The sequence below is a fragment of the Mesorhizobium sp. WSM4849 genome, from assembly GCF_055811385.1.
In genome coordinates this window covers 1-207 of record NZ_JBVVPW010000143.1, presented here as the reverse complement: position 1 = coordinate 207, position 207 = coordinate 1, and the positions used below count along the sequence as shown (strand labels likewise).

The 207-nt window shown below is 64.3% G+C and carries 1 pseudogene; it reads left to right on the top strand.

Features of this window, described 5'->3' with window-relative positions:
• Positions 1–207 (top strand): annotated as a pseudogene (locus AC0L3L_RS36555) (IS4 family transposase); the annotation flags it as partial.

Genomic DNA, 207 nt, shown 5'->3' with positions numbered 1-207 from the left:
TGGTACGTCGTCGCAATGTTGCGGACGCAGCGACATTGCTGCGTCTGGCCTTGGCCTATGGCCCCGGCGGGATGAGCCTGCGCTCGGCGGCCGCCTGGGCCGGGATGAACGACGTTGCGAGCCTTTCCGATGTTGCTCTTTTGAAGCGCTTGCGTGGAGCGGCCGATTGGCTTGGCTGCATCGCAGGCGCCTTGCTGGAAAACGCTT